Source organism: Sulfurimonas denitrificans DSM 1251 (assembly GCF_000012965.1).
In the GTDB taxonomy this organism is placed as follows: domain Bacteria; phylum Campylobacterota; class Campylobacteria; order Campylobacterales; family Sulfurimonadaceae; genus Sulfurimonas; species Sulfurimonas denitrificans.
Map to the genome: position 1 here is coordinate 303,371 of NC_007575.1, position 13,632 is coordinate 317,002.

Below are 13,632 nucleotides of genomic sequence, written 5' to 3' on the forward strand. Positions count from 1 at the left end.
GTTCTTTAGAAGGAAAAACATGGAAAAAATTCGTTTAAAATTGAAAGCTTATGATCATCGTGTACTTGATAGATCTGTAGCATCAATCGTAGAGGCTGTTAAGCGTACAGGCGCGGTAATTCGTGGTCCGATACCTTTACCAACAAAGATTCGTAAATATACAGTTATCAAATCTCCACACGTAAACAAAAGTTCACGTGAGCAGTTTGAAATTCGTATGCACGCTAGAGTAATTGATATTGTTTCAGCAACGCCTGAAACAGTAGATTCTCTAATGAAACTTGATCTTGCACCTGAAGTGGATGTTGAAGTCCGCTCTATGGATAAGTAAGGAGCTGGTATGGAATACATCGTTGAAAAAATCGGTATGAGCCGTACTATCACTGTTCCTTCAAAGCCTGTTACTCTATTAAGAGTATTAGATGCTAAGGTATGTGAAGTTAATGAAAACAGTGCAATAGTTGCTTATAAAAGCGGCAAAAAAATGAATAAGGCAATAGAAGGTCAGCAAAAGAAATACAGCATTTCTTCTGAGTTTAACCGTTTTGTTACTTTAGAAGTAGCAAACAGCGAAGCTGGTGATATAGATTTGACACCTTTAGCAGAAGCTAAAGTAATCAAAGCTACTTTTACTACAAAAGGTCGTGGTTTTACTGGAGCAATGAAACGTTGGAATTTCTCTGGTGGTCCTGCAGAGCATGGTCATAGATTTGGCCGTAGAACAGGTTCAATCGGTAATGCAGAGTGGCCAGGTCGTGTTATGAAGGGCAAGAAAATGCCTGGACAATACGGAAATACACAAAATAGTGTAAAGAATGAAATCATCTCTTTTGATGCTGAGAACAAAATCATTGCGGTTGTTGGTTCAGTTTCTGGAGCTAATGGTTCTTTAGGTCGTGTAAAGGTAGCTAAATAATGAGCGCAATAGTTCTAAATGAAAAAATGGAAAAAGCTTCTGAGTTAGCACTACCAGAGAGTTTCTCTGGTATTAACCCTCATAACTTATATCTATATGTTAAGTCTGCACAAGCAGCAATGAGAGCTAATAGTGCATCAGCTTTGACTCGTGCAGAAGTTAGAGGCGGTGGTAAAAAGCCATGGGCTCAAAAAGGCGGCGGTCGTGCTCGTGCTGGTTCACGTCGTTCTCCAGTCTTTGTTGGCGGTGGTAAAGCGTTCGGTCCTAAAAACAATCGTAATTATGACCTTAAAGTTAACAAAAAGCAAAAAAAACTTGCTCTTAACTTTGCTCTTAATGAGCACGCTCAAAAGGGTAGTTTATTCATCGTAGATAGCATAGAGATAGCATCTGGTAAAACAAAAGATGCGGCTACTTTGTTTAAAGCGTTAAATCAAAGAGATACTCTTTTTGTAAAAACTGTTTTAGATGAAAAAACTTATTTAGCATTTGAAAATATCGCAAGCACTTATGTGATTGAAGAGAATGAATTAAATGCTTATTTAGCTGCGAATTATCGTTCACTTGTGATCGAAAAAGCGGTATGGGAAAATCTTGTAGGAGAGGCTAAGTAAATGGCAGATATTACAGATATTAAATCTATACTATATACAGAGAAGACATTAGGTATGCAAGAAGATGGAATCATCGTTGTGCAAACTTCTCCTCGTATGAGTAAAACTGGTCTCAAAGAGGTTTTTCGTGAGTACTTTGGAATTATTCCAACAAGAATCAACTCACTTAATCAAAGCGGAAAAATTAAAAAGTTCCGTGGCATGACTGGTAAACAGAATGACTTTAAAAAGTTTTATGTGAAGTTACCAGAGGGTGCACAAATAGAAAGTTTGGCGGTGTAATATGGCAATAAAATCTTATAAACCAACAACTCCGTCTCGTCGTTTTTATACAAATGTTGAAAACAATGACATCACCTCTAAGCCGAGTGTTCGTTCACTTCTTGTAAAACTTCCAGCATCAGCAGGAAGAAACAATAATGGACGTATTACATCTCGTCATAGAGAAGCTGGTGCTAAAAAGCTTTACCGTATTATCGATTTTAAAAGAGATAAGTTTGGAATTGCTGGCACTGTTAGTACAGTTGAGTATGATCCATACCGTAACTGTCGTATTGCACTTATCACATATGTTGATGGTGAGAAAAGATACATCTTATTACCAAAAGGTTTAAATGTTGGAGATGCGATTATTGCAGATGCAACAGGTGTAGATATTAAACCTGGTAATGCAATGAAACTTATGAATATACCAGTTGGTACATCTGTTCATAATATTGAGTTAAAAGTAGGCAAAGGCGGACAAATGGTTCGTTCAGCTGGAACTTCTGCTCAAATTATGGGTCGTGATGGTAAGTATGTTTCACTTCGTATGCCTTCATCTGAGATGCGTTTAGTTCTTGGTGAGTGTATGGCTACTGTTGGCGCTGTAGGTAATGAAGAGTATATCAATATCGTTCTTGGTAAAGCTGGTCGTACTCGTCATATGGGTATTCGTCCTCAAACTCGTGGTTCTGCGATGAACCCAATCGATCACCCGCATGGTGGTGGTGAAGGTAAAACGAATTCAGGTCGTCATCCGGTTACTCCATGGGGTAAACCAACGAAGGGTTCTAAAACTCGTCGTAAAAAAGCAAGTGATAAACTTATTATTACTCGCCGTAAATCTAATCCGAAAAGGTAGTTAAATGGCAAGAAGTGTAAAAAAAGGTCCATTTGTTGATGATCATTTAATGAAAAAAGTACTCTCAGCTAAGGCTGAAGGTAGTAAAAAACCTATCAAAACATGGTCACGCAGAAGTATGGTTCTGCCTGATATGGTTGGTATAACTTTTAACGTTCATAACGGTCGTCAATTTGTTCCAGTATATGTAACAGAAAACCATATTGGTTATAAATTAGGTGAATTCGCACCAACTCGTACTTTTAAGGGCCACAAGGGCTCTGTACAGAAGAAAGGTTAATCATGGCTAGAGCATTATTAAAATTTATCCGTGTTTCACCAATTAAATCTCGTCTTATTGCAAGAGAGATTCAAGGTATGAATGCTGAACTTGCATTAGCATCTTTAGAGTTTACACCAAACAAAGCAGCAAAAATTATTGCTAAAGTAGTTGCATCAGCAGTTGCTAATAGTGGTAATGAAGCAGCTGATTGTATAGTAACATCATGCCGTGTTGATAATGGTCCTGTACTTAAGAGATTCCGTCCACGTGCTCGTGGTATGGCTTCAGGTATTAGAAAACCAACAGCGCATATTTTAGTAGAAGTAGAGGGTAAATAGTATGGGACAAAAAGTTAATCCTATTGGTTTACGTCTTGGTATCAATCGTAATTGGGAAAGCAGATGGTTTCCTAACTTTAAGACTGCAGCAGCATACTTAGGTGAAGATCACAAGATTCGTACATATTTGAAAAAAGAACTTTACTATGCTGGTGTTTCTAACATAGTTATTGAAAGAACAGCAAAAAGATTACGTGTAACTATTATTGCTGCTCGTCCTGGTATTATTATCGGTAAAAAAGGTTCAGATATCGAAAAGCTTAAAGATACTCTTCAAGCTCTTGTAGGTAAGCCTTTATCAGTAAATATTAAAGAAGAGAAAAAAGCTCAAATTTCTTCTCAACTTGTTGCAGAAAATGTAGCTACACAGTTAGAGCGCCGTGTTGCATTTAGACGTGCTATGAAAAAAGTTATGCAAAATGCACAAAGAGGCGGAGCTAAAGGTATTAAGGTATCTGTGAGTGGTCGTCTTGGTGGAGCTGAAATGGCTCGTACAGAGTGGTATTTAGAGGGACGTGTTCCACTTCATACACTTCGTGCAAAAATTGATTATGGTTTTGCTGAAGCACACACTACATACGGTTGTATAGGTGTAAAAGTTTGGATATTTAAAGGTGAAGTTCTCACTAAAGGTATTCCTGCTGAAGTAAAAGAAGAGCAACAAAAAGAGGGTGCGCGTCGTCCTAAACGTGCTCCTAAACGTGAAAATAGCGGAAAGGCGGAATAATCATGTTGATGCCTAAGAGAACTAAATATCGTAAGATGATGAAAGGTCGTAACCGTGGTTACGCTCGTTCTGGTTATACATTAGCATTTGGTGATATTGCTCTAAAAGCAGTAGAAGCAGGTCGTATAAACTCTCGTCAGATTGAGTCAGCTCGTATTTCAGCTACTCGTCACATTAAAAGAAATGGTAAGATTTGGATCAGAGTGTTTCCAGCTAAACCATTAACAGCTAAACCTTTAGAGACTCGTATGGGTAAAGGTAAAGGTTCAGTTGATCAATGGGTAATGAATATCAAACCAGGTCGTATAATTTTTGAAATGGCTGGGGTTCCAGAAGAGCTTGCTCGTGAAGCACTAACTCTTGCACTTCATAAGCTTCCTTTCAAAACAAAAATAATTACTGCGGAGATGAGCAATGAAATATTCTGATTTAGCAGATAAAAATGTAGTAGAGCTTCAAGCAATGCTAAAAGAGAAAAAAACACAACTTTTTACTCTTAAAATAAAAAGACAGATGATGCAACTACAAGACACTAGCGAACTACGTATCGCTAAAAAAGATGTTGCTAGAATCAACACTGCACTTAGTGCAGCGAAATAGGGGCTGGCAATGACACATAAACGTGAAATTCAAGGTAATGTAGTGAAGATTTCAGGCGATAAAACAGCAAGTATTGTTGTTGAGCGTCGCGTAATGCATCCTCGTTACCATAAAGTTGTAAAGCGCTTCAAAAAGTACTTAGTACATGATGAGCGTAATGAGTTAAAAGTAGGTGATGAGATTGTTGCAATTGAGTGTCGCCCACTTTCTAAAACTAAATCATATAGACTAAAGTCAGTAGTAGTAGGAGTTAAATAATGATTCAAGCTTTTACTCGTCTAAATGTAGCTGATAATACAGGTGCAAAAGAAGTTATGTGTATTAAGGTACTTGGTGGTTCAAAGCGTCGTTATGCTCAAGTTGGTGATGTTATCATCGCTTCTGTAAAAAAAGCGACTCCAACTGCTAAAGTTAAAAAAGGTAAAGTTGTAAAAGCTGTAATTGTAAGAACTGCAAAAGAGATTCACCGTGAAAATGGTTCTCTTATCCGTTTTGATGATAATGCAGCTGTTATACTTGATGACAAGAGAGAGCCAATCGGCACTCGTATTTTTGGACCAATTGCACGTGAAGTACGTTACAGTGGTTTTATGAAAATCGTATCTCTTGCGCCGGAGGTTGTTTAATGGCAAAATTTAAATTCAAAAAAGGCGATACTGTAGAAATTATCGCTGGTGATGATCGCGGAACTAAAGCTACTGTACTTGCAGTATTACCAAAGAAAAATAAGGTAATAGTTGAGGGTTGTAAAATAGTAAAGAAAGCTATCAAGCCAACAGAAGAGAATACTAAAGGCGGACATTTAAATAAAGAGATGCCAATAGATGTTTCAAATGTTCGTAAAGTGGAGGCATAAAAATGGCTCGTATGAAAGATAAGTATTTAGCTTTAAAAGCTGAATTACAAGCAGATTTAGGGATTAAAAATCCAATGCAAACTCCTGCATTAGAAAAAATCGTTATCTCTGTTGGTGCTGGTTTTGCAATGAAGGATAATAAACTTATCCAAAATATTGAAGATACTATCACTACAATCGCTGGTCAAAAAGCAAGCACTGTAATAGCAAAAAAATCAGTTGCTGGTTTTAAAGTTCGTGAGGGTATGCCTGTTGGTGTTCGTGTAACGCTTCGTGGCGAGAAAATGTACAACTTCTTTGATCGTCTTGTTTCTATGGCTCTTCCACGTGTAAAAGATTTCCGTGGTGTTCCAAGAAACGGTTTTGATGGTCGTGGAAACTATAACTTCGGACTACAAGAGCAGTTGATTTTCCCTGAGGTTAGCTATGATTCAGTTATGCAAATTCATGGTATGAATATTACAGTTGTAACATCAGCTGAATCAGATAAGGCAGGATTCGCTCTTTTAGAGAAAATGGGTATGCCTTTTAGTAAAGGGAGCAACTAATGGCTAAGAAGTCAATGATTGTTAAGGCTGCTAGAGAGCCTAAGTTTAAAGTTCGTGGTTATACAAGATGTCAGATTTGTGGTCGTCCACACTCTGTAATTCGTGACTTTGGAATTTGCCGTGTATGTTTTAGAAAAATGGCAAATGAGGGATTAATCCCAGGTGTTAGAAAGTCTTCTTGGTAAGCCAAGAGGAAACTTCTAGTAATTAGTAATTATTTTTATACTTTATTAAAGTGATTTCTCACTTTGATAATATATTTAAAATAATCACAACTAAGGAAAAGATAAATGATAAATGATTTAGTATCGGATGCGCTAACTCGTATTCGTAATGCTGGTATGAGAAGATTAGATGTTACTACTCTTGTGCACTCTAAGAGTGTTGAAGCGTTAGCTAATATTTTAGTTGAAAAAGGTTATATTGAAAGCTGCAACGTAGTTGAAGATGGCGTTAAAAAAACTATCAATGTTGTATTAAAATATAGTGACAATGGTAAAAGTGTTATTAACGAAATGAAGAGAATCTCTAAACCTGGAAGACGTGTTTATAAAGGTAAAGATGAGATTAAACGTTTCAAAAATGGATACGGAACTATTATTGTTAGTACATCACATGGCGTTCTACCAAATGACAAGGCTTATGCACTTGGTGTTGGTGGTGAAGTTATGTGTACAGTTTGGTAGGAGAATAACATGTCAAGAATTGGTAAATTACCTGTAGAGTTTGCAGCAGACGTTAAAGTAAGCGCAAATGGAAATGTTATAACTTTTGTTAAAGGCAAAAATAGTGTTGATTTAGATACAAAAGGTAACGTTGCTTTCAATATAGATGGAAATGTTATAACTTTTGCTACTCTTTCAGATTCTCGCACACATAGAGCATTTTGGGGCACATATCGTGCACTGGCTGCAAATATTGTTACTGGTTTAACAACTGGATACACTAAACAGTTAGAGATTAATGGTGTTGGTTACCGTGCTTCTGCAAACGCAAATGTACTTAACCTTCAGCTTGGTTATTCTCATGACATCAACTACAATTTGCCAGAAGGTGTTGAAGCGGTTGTTGAGAAAAACGTTATTACTTTAAAAAGTCATGACAAGCAAGCTCTTGGTCAAGTTGCTGCTGAAGTAAGAGGATTCCGCCCACCAGAGCCTTACAAAGGTAAAGGTATTAAATATTCAGATGAGACTATCGTGCGTAAAGCCGGTAAGACTTCTAAAAAATAGGAAAGGGGTATAGATGAAAGCAAAAGTATTAAAAAGCAAAATCGCTAATCGTTTAAAACGTAAGCGTCGTATTCGCGCAAAAATATCTGGTTGTGCTTCACTTCCTCGTGTTTCTGTATTTCGTTCAAATCGTTATTTGAGTGTTCAAGCTATTAATGATGCAACGGCAACTACTTTAACATCATTAAGTTCAAAAGCTACAGGTCATAAAGCAAATAAAGAGGGAGGAGCTGCTCTAGGTGCTGCATTTGCTGCAAAACTTAAAGAAGTTGGAATCTCTCAAATTGTATTTGATCGTAACGGTTACCAATATCACGGTGTTATAGCTGCATTTGGTGACGCACTTCGTGAAAACGAAATTAAGTTCTAGGGGTTAAAATGGAAATCAATAGAGAAGATTTTGAAGAATCAATTGTAAATATAGGCCGTGTTACAAAAGTTGTAAAAGGTGGACGTCGTTTCCGTTTTACAGCACTTGTAGTTGTTGGTAATAAAAAAGGTACTATCGGTTTTGGTGCTGGAAAAGCGAAAGAAGTTCCAGATGCTATTAAAAAAGCTGTTGATAATGCGTTTAAAAACTTAAGCAAAGTTAGTATCAAAGGTACTACAATTGCACATGATATTGAACATAAATATAATGCAAGTCGTATTTTATTAAAGCCAGCCTCTGAGGGTACTGGTGTTATTGCAGGTGGAGCAGTTCGTCCTGTTCTTGAACTTGCAGGTATAAAAGATGTACTTACAAAATCAATTGGTTCAAACAATCCAGGTACACTAGTGCGCGCTACAGTAGAAGCACTAGGTCGCTTAAAAGGATAGACGATGGGTATTGAAAATTTAACACCTGCTGAGGGTTCTACGGCTAATCGTAAAAGAGTTGGTCGTGGATGTGGTTCTGGAATGGGTAAGACTTCTACACGTGGTGGAAAAGGTCAGACTGCTCGTTCAGGTAGTTCAAGAAAAAGAAACTTTGAGGGTGGACAAACTCCACTTGCAAGAAGATTACCAAAAATTGGATTTACATCTCGTGTTGTAAAACCTTATGTAATCAATGTAGAAAAAATCAAAGCAGTAGCAGAGTTAGCTGAAATAACTATGGAGAGTATCCGTGGCGTTCATAAAATAGCTGCTGGTATTACTAAAGTTAAGTTAGTTGGTGCATCTGCTAAAGATTTAGCATCAAAAATTAAAGACGACAACGTTACTGCAACAGGTAAATAGTCGTGAATAAAAATCTAGTAAATAAGATATTTATTACTATCGGGTTTTTATTTATTTATCGCCTACTGGCATACGTGCCAGTTCCAGGCGTTGACGCTGCTGTTATAGCTTCATTCTTCGATTCACATCAATCAGACGCATTAGGTTTATTCAATATGTTTAGTGGAAATGCTGTTGAGAGAATGTCAATTATAGCTCTTGGTATTATGCCTTATATTACTGCTTCAATTATCATGGAACTTCTTGCCGCAACTTTCCCTACTCTTGGGCAGATGAAAAAAGAGCGTGATGGAATGGTAAAATATATGCAAATTATTCGTTATGCGACTATTGTTATAACAATAATTCAAGCAATAGGTATAAGTGTTGGACTACAAAGTTTAACAGGACCTAATGGTAACAGCGCAATCTTAGCAGATCACAACACATTTATCATGCTCTCTGCTGTATCGATGCTAGCTGGAACTATGTTACTTATGTGGATTGGCGAGCAGATAACTCAAAGCGGTATCGGAAATGGTATATCTTTAATTATCTTCGCAGGAATCGTCTCAGCAATTCCAAGTGCGATTGGTCAAACGTTTACAATGGTAAATACTGGAGCTATGAGTTTCATAACAGTACTTGCTATATTAGCTCTTATTTTTGGAACTGTTGCAGTTATTATTTATGTTGAGCTAGGTGAACGTCGCATACCAGTGACGTACGCTAAAAAAGTTATGTTACAAAATCAAAACAAAAGAGTTATGAACTATATTCCTATCAAGGTAAACCTCGCTGGTGTTATTCCAGTTATTTTTGCTAGTGCAATATTAATGTTTCCAATGACTGTAATGTCAAGTAGCACTAATCCAACGATTATGGCTATAGCTGATTATCTTAACCCAAATAGTTATTTCTTTAACTTTTTGACATTTGTTTTTGTTGTTTTCTTTGCATTTTTTTATGCATCGATAACATTTAACTCAAAAGATATTTCTGAAAATTTAAAAAAACAGGGTGGCTTTATCCCAGGTATTCGTACTGGAAATGCAACTGCTGAATTTTTAAATACAACGGCGAGTAATTTGACATTTACAGGTGCTCTATATCTTGGTTTAGTAGCAACTCTACCATTTATGATTATCAAAGGGATGGGAGTTCCATTCTTCTTTGGAGGGACTGCAGTTTTAATTGTTGTTCAAGTTGCACTTGATACTATGAGAAAAATTGAGGCTCAAATTTACATGAGTAAGTATGAGACACTAAGTGCAGTTGGTCTGTAAATAATGGCCATAGCGCTTAGACAACCCGCAGATATTGAAAAACTACGTGCTGCCAATAAGATTGTTGGTGGTGCATTAGAGCTACTAAGACAAAATACAAAAATCGGTATATCTTTAAAAGAGCTTGACGCTATGGCAGAGGATTATATCCGCTCTCATGAAGCTAGACCCTCTTTTAAGGGACTTTATGGCTTTCCAAATGCAGTATGCACATCACTTAATCATGTAATCATTCACGGTATCCCAACAGAATATAAGCTTCAAGAGGGTGATATTATAGGTTATGATATTGGGACTGAACTTAATGGGTGGTTTGGTGACGCTGCTATTACAGTAGCAGTTGGAGAAGTAAGTGACAAAGATAAAGAATTAATAGCATGTGCCAAAGATTCACTCTATGAAGCTATTGATGCTATAAAAGTTGGAATGAGATTTAAAGAACTTTCTGTTATTTTAGAAAATGCTATTCGTTCAAGAGGCTTTGTTCCTCTTCATAGTTTTTGTGGGCATGGAATAGGTAAAAAGCCTCATGAAGAACCAGAAATACCAAACTATTTAGAGGGAAAAGACCCAAAAGGTGGTCCAAAAATAAAAAACGGAATGGTTTTTTGTTTAGAACCGATGATTTGTCAAAAAGATTCAAAGCCGCTTATTTTAGAGAATAAGTGGGATGTTGTTAGTGCCGATGGTTTACGCGGCTCACACTACGAGCATACTGTTGCAGTTGTCAATGGTAAAGCTGAAATTTTATCTCTGGCTTGAGAAAAAAAGGATTAAAATGGCTAAATCAGATGTTATCGAAGTTGATGGCAAGATTATAGAGGCTTTGCCAAATGCAACATTCCGTGTTGAGTTAGAAAACGGACATATTATTTTATGTCATATTGCAGGAAAAATGCGTATGCACTATATAAAGATATTGCCAGGCGATAAAGTAAAATTAGAGCTAACACCATACTCTTTAGATAAAGGTCGTATCACTTACAGATACAAATAAAAGAGAGGCATTTTTGCCTCTTTTTAAAACTAGCTACTCTATATCGCTTTTATAAATCTTCATATTTTTTAAATCAAACATCTTGTATAGTACATACCAATTTGCCAAAGCGGTTAAATAAGTATCGCTATATATTGTATTTTGTCTCTCTTTTTCTAAAGTCAACTCATTAGAAAAAAGCTTTTTCAACTCAAACTCACTTCTTAGTGTTAGATCATCAAAAAAAATCTCTTTGAGGCTTTTTGCTACGGTTGTCTCTGTAGTATCTTTTAAATACTCTTCATCAACTAAAATTTGAGGATTATATGTTGCTTTAAAAGTCCCATTTTTTAAAGGTTTTGACTCTATTGAGGTGACTTTATTGTTATATTTAAAAACCCACGCCATATAACCCCCATCCAAAATAGAGATATTTTCAAACCCATGTTGCAAAAAAGTAGATGCTAAATAGGTAGCGTTTAGATAATCAATACTATTTGTCCTTGAGTATATAACTACATGCGAGTTTTCATTTATACCAAGATTGCACATCTCATCTTCTATTTTTTGGTTAAAGTTTATAGAGACTCCTGTGTATTTATTATTGATAAATTTAGAAATATTGGTATGAATTGCGCCAGAGATATGGCTTTTTTTATAATCAGAGTATTTACTTACATCCAAGAGAATTAAATTATTCTCTTGTAAAATCTCATTGAGTTGAGCTGGCTTTATAAAAGCATCATAAGCATTTACATGTAGAGCAAAAAGTAGTATTAGTACAAATTTCATAAGTTGCTTAAAATGTCTGAGTATTTCTAAATTCTGATATTTCGGTCTCAACCATTTCATTTATCATAATTTTAAAAAGATCAGAAATCATATTTGGAGAAACATCAGCTTTAATAGCAGAGTGACGTACTTTTTGCAGTATATAATCGACTCTATCATCAGCTTTAACTTCTTCAATACTATTTTTAAATGATGCAGCCTGACGGACTAAGTGGCTTCTTTTGGAGATTAACTCAACTATTAAATCATCAATTTTGTCTATCTCGTTTCTTATCTCAAGTAGTGAATTGCATTTTTTTACTTCTGACATTTTATTCTCCGTTTGTGGTAAAGTATGTTATCTAAAAAGAGACAATAATTTAATTACTCTGTTATATTAAATACTCTTTTATAAGCCTCTCTAAGTGGCAACTCTCTATTTTTGTAATCAATTATATCTCCTATTTCTATATCAATAGTGCGCTCCAACGTAGAGTCTTTTATGGCTAGAAGAAGAGTTTTTTCTGCTTGAGAGCGTATATAAACTGGTAAAATTGGAAGTCTATTTTTAATTGCAATAATTTCAGAGCCATCCTTGAACTCACTTAGTTGAACTTCTGATTTATTTCTTGTTCCCTCTGGAAATATAAAAATGGAGTTTTTCTCTTTTGTACACTCTTTTATATCTTTAAAAAAACCACCCATCTGAGATGCTTCTCTATCTAATAAAATAGTCCCAGCATTTCTTGTAAAACTTCCAAAAAAGAGCGAGCTATAAAGCTCTTTCTTCGCTATCCAGTAACCAAAGATAGAGCTATCTTTTGTGGCAAATTCAATTATTAGAGGGTCAATGATTGTTCTATGGTTTGACACTAGAAGATATTGGCCATCTTGTGGAAGTTTGGATTTATTTATAATGTTTATTTTTATATTTAAGCTATTAAGCAATTTAGTTGAATATTCTACTCTTAATCTTTTTTTATCTTTTGAATTTGAACCTTTAAGTTTAAATCCATAATAATTAGTTAAAAATATTGAATAAATTGCCATTTTTATCTGATTTAGTGTCAAGAGATTTCCTTAGTTTGGCTTTATGATTTTCTTTATCTCTTTTGGCAGATGTGCAAAAGGGAGAGTTTTTATCCCCTCTTTTGCACCATTTTCAAAAACCATAACATCAAGTGTCATTTTTGTAGGATAAAATCTTATAACGTCATAAGAGACATTTTCAAGTTCAAATGATATTTTTTTGTCATGTAGTTCTATACTTTTTCTGTTTTTTGCCATTTTAACTCTTTAAATATATGCCATTTTCTCTAACTTCTATAGTGTTGCTATCTACTAAGGCAGTCAGGGAGCGTTTAAACTCTTTTTTGCTCAGTTCAAAAACATCTTTTATAAGCTCCGCATCACTTTTGTAGTTGTAGGGCATACTTCCGCCATTTTTATTTAAAAGTAGTTTAACTTTCTCTACTGAAGCGTCTTTTCTCTTAGATGAATCTGGCTGGAGCGATAAATCTATACATCCATCTTTTCTAATATTTTTTACAAAAGCTCTTTTTTTATCGCCTATCTCTATCTTTTCAAAGATTTCGTTATGATAAATTAATCCTTCATATAGCTTTTCTACTATGCATTTATATCCAAGTGGGGTCTTTGCAATGATGAGTATATCTGCCTCTTTGTGTTGTGATAAACCTTTTACTCTACGCTCAAAAAAATCTCCCAATTTTTCAGTGCCAACGAGTCTGTGAGTTCTATCATCATAAATGATTTTTAAAAATCTTTTATCGCCAACTTTAAATGGTTCTTTTTGAAACATTTTTGGAACAAAGAGATCTTTTGGCAGACCCCAATTTACAAATGCCCCAAATGGAGCAACATCTACTACTTCAAAGAGAGCAAACTCATCCAGCATTGCTTTTGGCTTAAGAGTTGTTGCAACAAGCCTATCTTCAGAGTCTGTATATAAAAAGACCTCCAAGAGTGTATCCTCTTGCATACTCTGAGTTACATAAGCTTGTGGCAGAAGAACATCTTTACCATCGAGTGCTTCTAAAAAGATTCCATGAGGAGTGTATCTATCAACTCTAAGAGAGTTGATAATACCTAGTTCTAAGTGGTGGTTTTGTTCCATCTATTTTTCCTTGTTATTCCGTCTATCTCAGAGTATCTGAGAAATA

28 protein-coding genes are annotated in these 13,632 nt (G+C 35.6%); 23 read left to right on the forward strand and 5 right to left on the reverse strand.

The features are described from left to right. Nucleotides 1-19: 19 nt before the first annotated feature. The 23 genes from rpsJ (at nucleotide 20) to infA (ending at nucleotide 10,699) form a co-directional block, all read left to right on the forward strand. Nucleotides 20-331 carry a 30S ribosomal protein S10 gene (gene rpsJ, locus SUDEN_RS01485; protein WP_011371921.1) on the forward strand — a complete coding sequence of 104 codons (312 nt, stop codon included), beginning with the start codon at nucleotides 20-22 and terminating at the stop codon, nucleotides 329-331. A gap of 9 nt (nucleotides 332-340) precedes the next feature. Next, nucleotides 341-916, forward strand: coding sequence for a 50S ribosomal protein L3 (gene rplC, locus SUDEN_RS01490; protein ID WP_011371922.1), 576 nt, complete (start codon nucleotides 341-343; stop codon nucleotides 914-916). Continuing rightward, entirely contained in the window at nucleotides 916-1,530 is a 615-nt protein-coding gene (rplD, locus tag SUDEN_RS01495) for a 50S ribosomal protein L4 (RefSeq protein ID WP_011371923.1), read from the forward strand. Before rplC ends, rplD begins: the two co-directional genes overlap by 1 nt. After that, complete coding sequence (locus SUDEN_RS01500; RefSeq protein ID WP_011371924.1) at nucleotides 1,531-1,812, forward strand: 50S ribosomal protein L23; 282 nt, start codon at nucleotides 1,531-1,533, stop codon at nucleotides 1,810-1,812. Nucleotide 1,813: 1 nt separating this feature from the next. Further along, nucleotides 1,814-2,653, forward strand: coding sequence for a 50S ribosomal protein L2 (gene rplB, locus SUDEN_RS01505; protein ID WP_011371925.1), 840 nt, complete (start codon nucleotides 1,814-1,816; stop codon nucleotides 2,651-2,653). A gap of 4 nt (nucleotides 2,654-2,657) precedes the next feature. Next, the gene (rpsS, locus tag SUDEN_RS01510) at nucleotides 2,658-2,933 is read left to right on the forward strand and encodes a 30S ribosomal protein S19 (RefSeq protein ID WP_011371926.1); all 276 of its coding nucleotides are present in this window, start codon (nucleotides 2,658-2,660) and stop codon (nucleotides 2,931-2,933) included. 2 nt (nucleotides 2,934-2,935) lie between these two features. Beyond that, nucleotides 2,936-3,253, forward strand: a complete 318-nt coding sequence (gene rplV / locus SUDEN_RS01515; RefSeq protein ID WP_011371927.1) for a 50S ribosomal protein L22 — start codon at nucleotides 2,936-2,938, stop codon at nucleotides 3,251-3,253. A gap of 1 nt (nucleotide 3,254) precedes the next feature. Continuing rightward, the gene (gene rpsC, locus SUDEN_RS01520; RefSeq protein WP_011371928.1) at nucleotides 3,255-3,980 is read left to right on the forward strand and encodes a 30S ribosomal protein S3; all 726 of its coding nucleotides are present in this window, start codon (nucleotides 3,255-3,257) and stop codon (nucleotides 3,978-3,980) included. A 2-nt stretch (nucleotides 3,981-3,982) separates the two neighbouring features. Then, the gene (rplP, locus tag SUDEN_RS01525; RefSeq protein ID WP_011371929.1) at nucleotides 3,983-4,408 is read left to right on the forward strand and encodes a 50S ribosomal protein L16; all 426 of its coding nucleotides are present in this window, start codon (nucleotides 3,983-3,985) and stop codon (nucleotides 4,406-4,408) included. Beyond that, nucleotides 4,395-4,580 (forward strand): 50S ribosomal protein L29, encoded by a 186-nt coding sequence (rpmC, locus tag SUDEN_RS01530; protein ID WP_011371930.1) that lies wholly within the window; start codon nucleotides 4,395-4,397, stop codon nucleotides 4,578-4,580. The genes rplP and rpmC overlap by 14 nt, the downstream gene beginning before the upstream one ends. 9 nt (nucleotides 4,581-4,589) lie before the next feature. Then, nucleotides 4,590-4,838: a 30S ribosomal protein S17 gene (rpsQ, locus tag SUDEN_RS01535; protein ID WP_011371931.1), complete on the forward strand. Its 249-nt coding sequence runs from the start codon at nucleotides 4,590-4,592 to the stop codon at nucleotides 4,836-4,838. Beyond that, nucleotides 4,838-5,206, forward strand: a complete 369-nt coding sequence (gene rplN / locus SUDEN_RS01540) for a 50S ribosomal protein L14 (RefSeq protein ID WP_011371932.1) — start codon at nucleotides 4,838-4,840, stop codon at nucleotides 5,204-5,206. Before rpsQ ends, rplN begins: the two co-directional genes overlap by 1 nt. Then, nucleotides 5,206-5,436, forward strand: a complete 231-nt coding sequence (gene rplX, locus SUDEN_RS01545) for a 50S ribosomal protein L24 (RefSeq protein WP_011371933.1) — start codon at nucleotides 5,206-5,208, stop codon at nucleotides 5,434-5,436. The genes rplN and rplX overlap by 1 nt, the downstream gene beginning before the upstream one ends. A gap of 2 nt (nucleotides 5,437-5,438) precedes the next feature. After that, nucleotides 5,439-5,984: a 50S ribosomal protein L5 gene (gene rplE / locus SUDEN_RS01550; RefSeq protein WP_011371934.1), complete on the forward strand. Its 546-nt coding sequence runs from the start codon at nucleotides 5,439-5,441 to the stop codon at nucleotides 5,982-5,984. Further along, nucleotides 5,984-6,169, forward strand: coding sequence for a type Z 30S ribosomal protein S14 (locus SUDEN_RS01555; RefSeq protein WP_011371935.1), 186 nt, complete (start codon nucleotides 5,984-5,986; stop codon nucleotides 6,167-6,169). Before rplE ends, SUDEN_RS01555 begins: the two co-directional genes overlap by 1 nt. A gap of 105 nt (nucleotides 6,170-6,274) precedes the next feature. Next, complete coding sequence (gene rpsH, locus SUDEN_RS01560) at nucleotides 6,275-6,670, forward strand: 30S ribosomal protein S8 (RefSeq protein ID WP_011371936.1); 396 nt, start codon at nucleotides 6,275-6,277, stop codon at nucleotides 6,668-6,670. A 9-nt stretch (nucleotides 6,671-6,679) separates the two neighbouring features. Further along, on the forward strand, nucleotides 6,680-7,216 hold the full coding sequence (gene rplF / locus SUDEN_RS01565) for a 50S ribosomal protein L6 (protein ID WP_011371937.1): 537 nt from the start codon (nucleotides 6,680-6,682) through the stop codon (nucleotides 7,214-7,216). 13 nt (nucleotides 7,217-7,229) lie between these two features. Continuing rightward, nucleotides 7,230-7,586: a 50S ribosomal protein L18 gene (gene rplR / locus SUDEN_RS01570; RefSeq protein ID WP_011371938.1), complete on the forward strand. Its 357-nt coding sequence runs from the start codon at nucleotides 7,230-7,232 to the stop codon at nucleotides 7,584-7,586. A gap of 8 nt (nucleotides 7,587-7,594) precedes the next feature. After that, nucleotides 7,595-8,035 (forward strand): 30S ribosomal protein S5, encoded by a 441-nt coding sequence (rpsE, locus tag SUDEN_RS01575; RefSeq protein ID WP_011371939.1) that lies wholly within the window; start codon nucleotides 7,595-7,597, stop codon nucleotides 8,033-8,035. Nucleotides 8,036-8,038: 3 nt separating this feature from the next. Continuing rightward, complete coding sequence (rplO, locus tag SUDEN_RS01580) at nucleotides 8,039-8,437, forward strand: 50S ribosomal protein L15 (RefSeq protein ID WP_011371940.1); 399 nt, start codon at nucleotides 8,039-8,041, stop codon at nucleotides 8,435-8,437. A 2-nt stretch (nucleotides 8,438-8,439) separates the two neighbouring features. Then, nucleotides 8,440-9,702: a preprotein translocase subunit SecY gene (gene secY, locus SUDEN_RS01585; RefSeq protein WP_011371941.1), complete on the forward strand. Its 1,263-nt coding sequence runs from the start codon at nucleotides 8,440-8,442 to the stop codon at nucleotides 9,700-9,702. Nucleotides 9,703-9,705: 3 nt separating this feature from the next. Next, the gene (gene map / locus SUDEN_RS01590; protein WP_011371942.1) at nucleotides 9,706-10,464 is read left to right on the forward strand and encodes a type I methionyl aminopeptidase; all 759 of its coding nucleotides are present in this window, start codon (nucleotides 9,706-9,708) and stop codon (nucleotides 10,462-10,464) included. A 16-nt stretch (nucleotides 10,465-10,480) separates the two neighbouring features. Continuing rightward, nucleotides 10,481-10,699 carry a translation initiation factor IF-1 gene (infA, locus tag SUDEN_RS01595; protein WP_008338996.1) on the forward strand — a complete coding sequence of 73 codons (219 nt, stop codon included), beginning with the start codon at nucleotides 10,481-10,483 and terminating at the stop codon, nucleotides 10,697-10,699. A 33-nt stretch (nucleotides 10,700-10,732) separates the two neighbouring features. On the opposite strand, the gene SUDEN_RS01600 is transcribed toward infA, so the two are convergent. From SUDEN_RS01600 to SUDEN_RS01620, 5 genes are read right to left on the reverse strand one after another with little or no spacing between them, the layout of a single operon-like run. After that, nucleotides 10,733-11,470: a sulfurtransferase gene (locus SUDEN_RS01600; RefSeq protein WP_011371943.1), complete on the reverse strand. Its 738-nt coding sequence runs from the start codon at nucleotides 11,468-11,470 to the stop codon at nucleotides 10,733-10,735. Nucleotides 11,471-11,477: 7 nt separating this feature from the next. Beyond that, on the reverse strand, nucleotides 11,478-11,780 hold the full coding sequence (locus SUDEN_RS01605; RefSeq protein ID WP_011371944.1) for a chorismate mutase: 303 nt from the start codon (nucleotides 11,778-11,780) through the stop codon (nucleotides 11,478-11,480). A gap of 53 nt (nucleotides 11,781-11,833) precedes the next feature. Beyond that, nucleotides 11,834-12,520, reverse strand: coding sequence for a lysophospholipid acyltransferase family protein (locus SUDEN_RS01610; protein ID WP_011371945.1), 687 nt, complete (start codon nucleotides 12,518-12,520; stop codon nucleotides 11,834-11,836). Nucleotides 12,521-12,529: 9 nt separating this feature from the next. Next, on the reverse strand, nucleotides 12,530-12,736 hold the full coding sequence (locus SUDEN_RS01615) for a hypothetical protein (RefSeq protein ID WP_011371946.1): 207 nt from the start codon (nucleotides 12,734-12,736) through the stop codon (nucleotides 12,530-12,532). Nucleotide 12,737: 1 nt separating this feature from the next. Beyond that, nucleotides 12,738-13,586 (reverse strand): CvfB family protein, encoded by an 849-nt coding sequence (locus SUDEN_RS01620; RefSeq protein WP_011371947.1) that lies wholly within the window; start codon nucleotides 13,584-13,586, stop codon nucleotides 12,738-12,740. Nucleotides 13,587-13,632 lie beyond the last annotated feature (46 nt).